Origin of the sequence: Bradyrhizobium sp. AT1, from assembly GCF_001590795.1 — a bacterium.
Lineage (GTDB): Bacteria > Pseudomonadota > Alphaproteobacteria > Rhizobiales > Xanthobacteraceae > Bradyrhizobium.
Window position 1 is genome coordinate 244,404 of the sequence record NZ_JXDL01000001.1, and the last position, 7,593, is coordinate 251,996.

Below are 7,593 nucleotides of genomic sequence, written 5' to 3' on the forward strand. Positions count from 1 at the left end.
AGGCGGCGCCGGCATCGGCCGCTCCGCCGCCCAAGCACAAGATCGTCCGCAAGCGCACCACCGCGCCGCCGCCGGATCAGCCGGTCCAGCAGGCGCAACCGGCCCAGACCACGCAGCAGCAATCGCAGGGGGCCTTCCCGGCGCCGCTGCCGAGCGGCAGCTTCTCGCGCTGATTTTTTCCTTTCATTGACAGGCGCGGCCCCGGCAGCGCACGAATGACCGATGTCCTTTACAATCGCCATCATCGGCCGGCCCAATGTCGGCAAATCGACGCTGTTCAACCGCCTGGTTGGACAGAAGCTCGCGCTCGTCGATGATTTGCCGGGTGTCACCCGCGACCGCCGCGAGGGCGAGGCGAGGCTCGGCGATCTCGAATTCACCATCATCGACACCGCCGGCCTCGACGAGGGCGCCAAGGGCTCGCTGACCGCGCGCATGCAGGAGCAGACCGAGGCCGCGATCGCGCAGGCCGACGCGCTGTTCTTCGTCATCGATGCCCGCATCGGCCTCACGCCCACTGATCGCGCCTTCGCCGATTTCGCCCGCAAGGCCAACAAGCCGGTGCTGCTGGTCGCCAACAAGAGCGAGGGCAAGCACGGCGATGCCGGTGCGATGGAATCCTTCGCACTTGGCCTTGGCGATCCCATCCAGATCTCTGCCGAGCACGGCGAGGGCCTGGGCGAGCTCTACGATCAGCTCGCCAAGCTGATGCCGGTGCCCGTCGACGAGGATGAGGACGAATACGACGGCGTGCCGCTCACGGAGGAGGAGGCTGCGACGCGCCCGATCCGGGTCGCCATCGTCGGCCGACCCAACGCCGGCAAGTCGACGCTGATCAACCATCTGCTCGGCGAAGAGAGATTGCTGACAAGCCCGGAGGCCGGTACCACGCGCGATTCCATCGCGGTCGAGATCAACTGGAAGGGCCGGGATTTCCGCGTGTTCGACACCGCCGGCCTGCGCCGGCGTTCGCGCATCGAGGAAAAGCTTGAAAAGCTCTCGGTTGCGGATGCCTTGCGCGCCGTGCGCTTTGCCGAAGTCGTCGTGCTGATGATGGACACGCAGAACCGCTTCGAGGAGCAGGATCTCCGTATTGCGGACCTGATCGAGCGTGAGGGCCGGGCGGTCGTGCTCGCCGTCAACAAATGGGATCTGATGGAGACCAAGGGCGGCGGCGCGATCTCGAGTCTGCGCCGTGACGCCGATCACTGGCTGCCGCAGCTCAAGGGCGTGCCGATCGTGGCGGTGTCGGGCCTGATGGGCGAAGGCATCGACCGCCTGATGCAGGTGATCCAGGATGCCTATGCCGTGTGGAACAGGCGCGTGCCGACCTCGGCGCTCAATCGCTGGTTCGAGCAGGCGGTCCAGGCCAATCCGCCGCCCGCGGTGTCGGGCCGCCGGTTGAAGCTGAACTACATCACGCAGAACAAGGCGCGCCCGCCGAGCTTCGTGCTGTTCTGCTCGCGCGCCGATGCGGTGCCGCAGTCCTATCTGCGCTATCTCGTCAATTCCATGCGCGAGACTTTCGAGCTGCCGGGCACGCCGGTGCGCATCACCTTGCGTGAGAAGGCCAATCCCTTCGCACACAAGCGCAAGCGGCCGTCGTGAGCGAGGGCGCCGGCAAGGCGACAGCGCAAGGCGCTGTGCCGGTCCGGCGCGGCGCGGTCGCCTTCATCTTCGTGACCATCCTGCTCGACATGCTCGCGCTCGGCGTCATCATGCCGATCCTGCCGAAGCTGATCGAGAGCTTCGTCGACAACGACACCGCGCACGCAGCCCGCATCTTCGGCCTGTTCGGCACCGCCTGGGCGCTGATGCAGTTCGTGTTCTCGCCTTTGCTGGGTGCGCTATCCGATCGCTTTGGTCGGCGGCCGGTGGTGCTGCTGTCGAATTTCGGCCTTGCCGCCGACTATGTGCTGATGGCGCTGGCGCCGTCGCTGCTTTGGCTGTTCATCGGCCGCGTCATCTCAGGCATCACCTCGGCGAGCATCTCGACGGCCTTTGCCTACATCTCGGATATCACGCCGCCGGAACGGCGCGCGGCGGTGTTCGGCAGGATTGGGGCGGCCTTCGGCGCCGGCTTCATCCTGGGACCGGCGCTCGGCGGCCTGCTCGGCGACATCGATCCGCGCTTGCCGTTCTGGGCGTCGGCAGCCCTCAGCTTCGCCAATGCGCTTTACGGGCTCTTCGTCCTGCCGGAATCGCTCGCGCCGGACAAGCGGGCGCCGTTCCGCTGGCGAAGTGCCAACCCGCTGGGGGCACTGCGTCTGTTGCGATCCAACGCAGTGCTCTCCGCCTTGTCGGTCGTCAACTTCATCGCGCAGGTCGCGCATGTCGTGCTGCCCTCGACCTTCGTGCTCTATGCGACCTATCGCTACGGCTGGGATTCCAAGACCGTGGGATTGACGCTGGCGATGGTCGGCATCTGCGCCATGGTGGTGCAGGGGCTTGCGATCGGTCCGATCGTGCGCGTGCTCGGCGAGCGGAACGCGCTGCTGCTCGGCCTGTGCTGTGGCGCGCTCGGCTTCGTGGTCCTCGGCGCTGCGCCGACCGGACCGCTGTCCTGGATCGGGATTCCGATTCTGGCGCTGTGGGGCATCTCGGGTGCCGCTTCGCAGGCGCTGATGACGCGGCTGGTCGCGCCCGATCAGCAGGGCCAGCTGCAGGGCGCGACCGCGAGCGTGCAGAGCGTCTCGCAGCTCGTCGGCCCGTTTCTGTTCACGCTGACCTTTTCCTATTTCATCGGCGCGAGCGCGCCGCTGCATCTGCCCGGCGCGCCGTTCCTGCTCGCGGCGGCGTTGATGGTGGTCTGCGTGGCGATCGCGGTGCGCTCGCTGGGTGGAGCAAGGACCCAGGCCAGTAGGGCGGATTAGCGAAGCGTAATCCGCCACCTTCCTCTGCGTAAAGAAAGAGGCGGGTTACGCCTTGCGGCTAACCCGCCCCACTCATTTCGCGCCTACTTCTTCACGAGCGGGCAGTCGCTGTCCTTGAGCGGCTTGGCCGCGTCTTCGGCCGAGATCGTGGCGATCTGCTTGTAGTAATCCCACGGTCCCTTCGACTCCTCGGGCTTCTTCACCTCGAACAGGTAGGCCGGGATGAGGCGGCGTCCGTCCTGGCGCAGCGGTCCGTTGCCGAACAGCGGATCGTCGGTCGGCAGCTCCTTCATCTTGGCGACGACCTTGGCGCCGTCATGCGGATTGCCGCCAAGCGCGTCCATGGCCTTCAGATAATGCAGCACCATCGCGTAATTGCCGGCCTGCGTCATCGACGGCATCGCATTCTTGCTGGCCAGCGCAGCGAAGCGCTTGGACCATTCGCGGGTCTTGTCGTTCAGGTCCCAGTAGAACGATTCGGTGAAGGTCAGGCCCTGGGCGGTCTTGAGGCCCAGCGAATGCACGTCGTTGATGAACAGCAGCAGCGCGGCGAGCTTCTGCCCGGCCGAGACGATGCCGAATTCGGCCGCCTGCTTGATCGAGTTCGTGGTGTCGCCGCCGGCATTGGCGAGGCCCACGACCTTGGCCTTGGACGATTGCGCCTGCAGCAGGAAGGAGGAGAAGTCCGCGGTGTTGATCGGATGCTTGACGCTGCCGAGCACCTTGCCGCCGTTCGCGGTCACGACCGCGGTGGTGTCGCGCTCGAGCGCATGGCCGAAGGCGTAATCCGCGGTCAGGAAGAACCAGGTATCGCCACCGGCCTTGGTCAGCGCCTTGCCGGTGCCGTTGGCCAGCATGTAGGTGTCATAGGTGTAGGACACTGTGTTCGGCGTGCAGGCCTTGCCGGTCAGGTCGGCGGAGGCGGCGCCGGAGTTCAGCAGGACCGCGTTCTTTTCCTTGACGAGGTTGCTGACCGCCAGTGCGACGCCGGAGTTCGGCGTATCGGCGATCGCGTCGACCTTATCGTTGTCGATCCACTGCCGGGCGATGTTGACGCCGACGTCGGGCTTGTTCTGGTGATCGCCGCTGATGACGTCGATCTTCCAGCCCTTCTTGAGCAGGCCGGAATCCTCGACCGCCATCTTGATCGCAACCACGGAGTTCGGGCCGCCGATGTCGGCATAGAGGCTCGACATGTCGTTGAGCACGCCGATCTTGACGGTCTTGTCCTGGGCATAAGCGGATGTGGCAAAACCGAAGGCGGCGCAGGCGAGAAGGGCCGCATAGCGGGATGCGAACGTCGTCATAAAAAGCTTCCTCCATTGTCAAACATGCGGACGGCTCTCTTGCGGAGCCTTGTTCCGGTGGATGGCTCTAGCCTGTCCCAGGGCCGGCGGCAATGCGCCTAAAGCCGGATGACGCTTTCGTCGCAGCGTCATCCGTCGGTTAACTTTTGGGCAAAATGCGTTGAGACGCTATTTGAGCGCGTCCGATGTCAGCTTGAATTTCTGGATGCGCTTTCCGGTGTCGACCTCGGCGGTATAGACATTACCCTTCGCGTCGATCGCCATGGCGTGCACCCAGTGGAATTGACCGGCGTTGCGGCCGCTATGCCCGAAGCTGCCGACCACGCTGCCATCCTCGCGCTGGATCACCCTGATCTCGTTGTTCTCGCCGTCGGCGCTGAGCAAATAGGTCTGCTTTGGATCGGGCCAGATCGCGATGTCCCACACCGCGCCGTTGCCGAGCGTGTTCTTCTCGAAGAAGAACTCCTTCACGAAGCTGCCGTCCTTTTTGAACACCTGGATGCGGTTGTTGATGCGGTCGCAGACATAGACGAGACCGTCATTGGCGAGCTTCACGCAGTGAACGGGATTGCCGAATTGCTGCGCGACCGGCGCCTTGGGGTCATACGGACCTTGTTTGTCGTCGTTGGGCTTGTTGCCGTAGGCGCCCCAGTGCCGCTTGTAGGCGAGCGTTGTCGCATCGAACACGATGACGCGCCGGTTGCCATAGCCGTCGGCGACGTAAATTTCGTTCGCTTCCTTGTCGATCGCGGTTTCGGCGGGCTTGCCGAGCTGCGTCGTGTCGTTGCTGCCCAGGCTCGGCGCGATCTTGCCGATCTGGGCGACGAACTTGCCGTCGAGCGTGAACTTCAAAATGGCGTTGTCGTTGTCGGCATTGCCGCCGACCCAGACGAAGCCGCGTTCGTCGACCTCGATGCCGTGCTCGCGGCCGACCCATTCGTAGCCCTGGCCCGGTCCGCCCCAGGACCGCAGCAGATTGCCCTCGGCATCGAATTCGAGCACGGGCGGAGCCGACACGCAGCATTTCGAGCGGGGCGGGGTGAGGCTTGCGCCTTTCTCGTCGTCGGTGAGGGAGCGCGGGCGGTGGATCACCCAGATATGGCCCTGCGCATCGACCGTGATGCCGCCGACCTGGCCGAGGATCCAGTTGTTCGGCAGCGGCTTCGGCCAGGACGCATCGACCGCGAAGGTCGGCACGTCACCCGCGCTCGCCGCGCCGGGAAGCACGAACGCGACAGCTGCGATCAGGATGGAAAAGGCGTGAGAGATATTTGCGAGCGCGCGCGTGGAGCCTGCGCGAACATGCCATGGCGCCATGGCGGCCTCCCTTTTTGGCTGTGCGGCTTGCTGCCGCTTGAGCAGCAGCAGTCAATCGCGGGGAGGCGGGCGAGTCAATCAGGCCGGCGAGCGGAAGCTCATCAGGCTACGGGTCTTGTAATCGTAGAACTTGCCGGTCTCGGTCCAATCAGGCGCGCACATCGGCACGATGAATTCGGCGACCTGCTCGGGCCTATCCAGCGTCTCGGGATCTTCACCCGGCATGAGCGTGGCGCGCATGCGGGTGCGGACCGGCCCTGGATTGAACAGGTTGACGCGCAGCTTGGTGTTTGCCGTCTCCTGCGCCCAGGCACGCGCCAAAGTTTCCAGCGCGGCCTTGGAGGCGGCGTAGGGGCTGACATAGGCGGTCGCCTTGTTGGCGGCGCCCGAGGTAATGAACACGGCGCGGCCGGCGTCGGATTGCTTCAGCAGCGGCTCCATGCAACGGATCAGCTGGAAGTTCGCGGAGACGTTCACCGCCATCACGTCGTTGAAGGTCTTGAGCTCGATATGGCCGATCGGCGAGGAGGGGCCGAGCACGCCGGCATTGCCGACGAGGATGTCGAGCTTGCCGTAGCGCTCGTGCAGGCCGGCCCCTAACCGCGCGATGCCGTCGGAATCGGTGAGGTTGAGCGGCACCAGGGTGGCGCTGCCGCCGAGTTTGCGGATCTCGTCGTCGAGCTCTTCCAGCCCGCCTTGCGTGCGCGCCGTGGCCACGATATGCGCCCCGGCCTTCGCCAGCGCGATAGCCGTGGCATAGCCGATGCCGCGCGAGGCGCCGGTGACGAGAGCGATGCGGTCAGCGAGAGGCTTTGTCATGGCGGGGTTTTACAGGCGTGGATGGCCGGGACAACCCCCCACGTGGTCGTCATTCCGGGGCGGTCCGCGGGACCGAACCCGGAATCCAGAGGTTCGAGGCAACGCATCGAGATCCCGGGTTCGCGCTGCGCGCGCCCCGGGATGACGCCTTCGGCGTCAGCTCGCCTCCGCCAGCAGCGACAGCTGCCGGGGCTGCTGCTCGGTCTGGGTCTGGTCGGTGAGGTGGGTCGGATAGGCCCCTGTGAAGCAGTGATCCGAGAATTTCGGATTGGCGGGGTCGCGGCCGGGCTCGCCCATGGCGCGGTACATGCCGTCGATCGACAGGAAGGCGAGCGAGTCGGCGCCGATGATCTCGCGCATCTCTTCCAGCGAATGCGTCGCCGCCAGAAGACCGCCGCGGTCGGGCAGGTCGATGCCGTAATAATCGGGATAGAGGATCGGGGGCGAGGCGAGGCGGAAGTGCACTTCCTTGGCGCCGGCATCGCGCATCATGCGTACGATCTTCTTCGAGGTGGTGCCGCGCACCAGCGAGTCGTCGATCAGGATGATGCGCTTGCCTTCGATCGCGGCGCGGTTGGCCGAATGCTTCATGCGCACGCCGGATTCGCGGATCGCCTGCGTCGGCTGGATGAAGGTGCGACCGACATAGTGATTGCGGATGATGCCGAGCTCGAACGGCACGCCGGAATGCTGGCTGTAGCCGACCGCGGCGGGCACGCCGGAATCCGGCACCGGCACGACGACGTCGATCGGCACGTGGCTCTCGCGCGCGAGCTGAGCACCGAAGGCCTTGCGGACCTCGTAGACCGAGCGGCCGTGGACGATGGAATCCGGACGGGAGAAATAGATGTATTCGAAGATGCAGGGGCGCGGCGCGATCGGCGGGAACGGCTTGTGGATGTCCTGGCCGCTCTCGTCGAACACGATGACTTCACCCGGCTCGATGTCGCGGATGAAGCGCGCGCCGATGATGTCGAGCGCGCAGGTCTCCGAGGTCAGGATCGGGCAGCCGTCGAGCTCGCCGAGCACCAGCGGGCGGATGCCGCGCGGATCGCGGGCGCCGACCAGCTTCTTGTTGGTCAGCGAGACCAGCGCATAGGCGCCCTCGATCTCGCGCAGCGCGTCGATATAGCGCTCGATGAAGCGGCTGCGCCTGGAGCGCGCGACCAAATGCAGGATCACCTCGGTGTCGGTGGTCGACTGCATCATCGCGCCGCTCTTCACGAGCTCGCGGCGCAGCGTCAGGCCGTTGGTGAGGTTGCCGTTGTGGGCGACCG

Annotated in this window: 6 protein-coding genes; 2 read left to right on the forward strand and 4 right to left on the reverse strand. The window is 65.5% G+C overall.

Features of this window, described 5'->3' with window-relative positions; all coding sequences use genetic code 11:
- Nucleotides 1-222: 222 nt before the first annotated feature.
- Together der and SE92_RS01185 are read left to right on the forward strand one after the other, a co-directional pair.
- Nucleotides 223-1,608 carry a ribosome biogenesis GTPase Der gene (der, locus tag SE92_RS01180; protein WP_063194102.1) on the forward strand — a complete coding sequence of 462 codons (1,386 nt, stop codon included), beginning with the start codon at nucleotides 223-225 and terminating at the stop codon, nucleotides 1,606-1,608.
- On the forward strand, nucleotides 1,605-2,873 hold the full coding sequence (locus SE92_RS01185) for a TCR/Tet family MFS transporter (protein ID WP_063194103.1): 1,269 nt from the start codon (nucleotides 1,605-1,607) through the stop codon (nucleotides 2,871-2,873). The genes der and SE92_RS01185 overlap by 4 nt, the downstream gene beginning before the upstream one ends.
- A gap of 83 nt (nucleotides 2,874-2,956) precedes the next feature.
- On the opposite strand, the gene SE92_RS01190 is transcribed toward SE92_RS01185, so the two are convergent.
- The 4 genes from SE92_RS01190 to purF form a co-directional block, all read right to left on the reverse strand.
- Nucleotides 2,957-4,180 (reverse strand): ABC transporter substrate-binding protein, encoded by a 1,224-nt coding sequence (locus tag SE92_RS01190; protein WP_063194104.1) that lies wholly within the window; start codon nucleotides 4,178-4,180, stop codon nucleotides 2,957-2,959.
- A gap of 168 nt (nucleotides 4,181-4,348) precedes the next feature.
- Entirely contained in the window at nucleotides 4,349-5,497 is a 1,149-nt protein-coding gene (locus tag SE92_RS01195) for an NHL repeat-containing protein (protein ID WP_063194105.1), read from the reverse strand.
- A 78-nt stretch (nucleotides 5,498-5,575) separates the two neighbouring features.
- A complete protein-coding gene (locus SE92_RS01200; RefSeq protein ID WP_063194106.1) occupies nucleotides 5,576-6,316 on the reverse strand; it encodes an SDR family NAD(P)-dependent oxidoreductase in 741 nt (246 codons plus the stop codon).
- Nucleotides 6,317-6,472: 156 nt separating this feature from the next.
- Nucleotides 6,473-7,593: amidophosphoribosyltransferase (purF, locus tag SE92_RS01205; RefSeq protein ID WP_063194107.1), on the reverse strand; the 1,121-nt coding region annotated here is incomplete at its 5' end.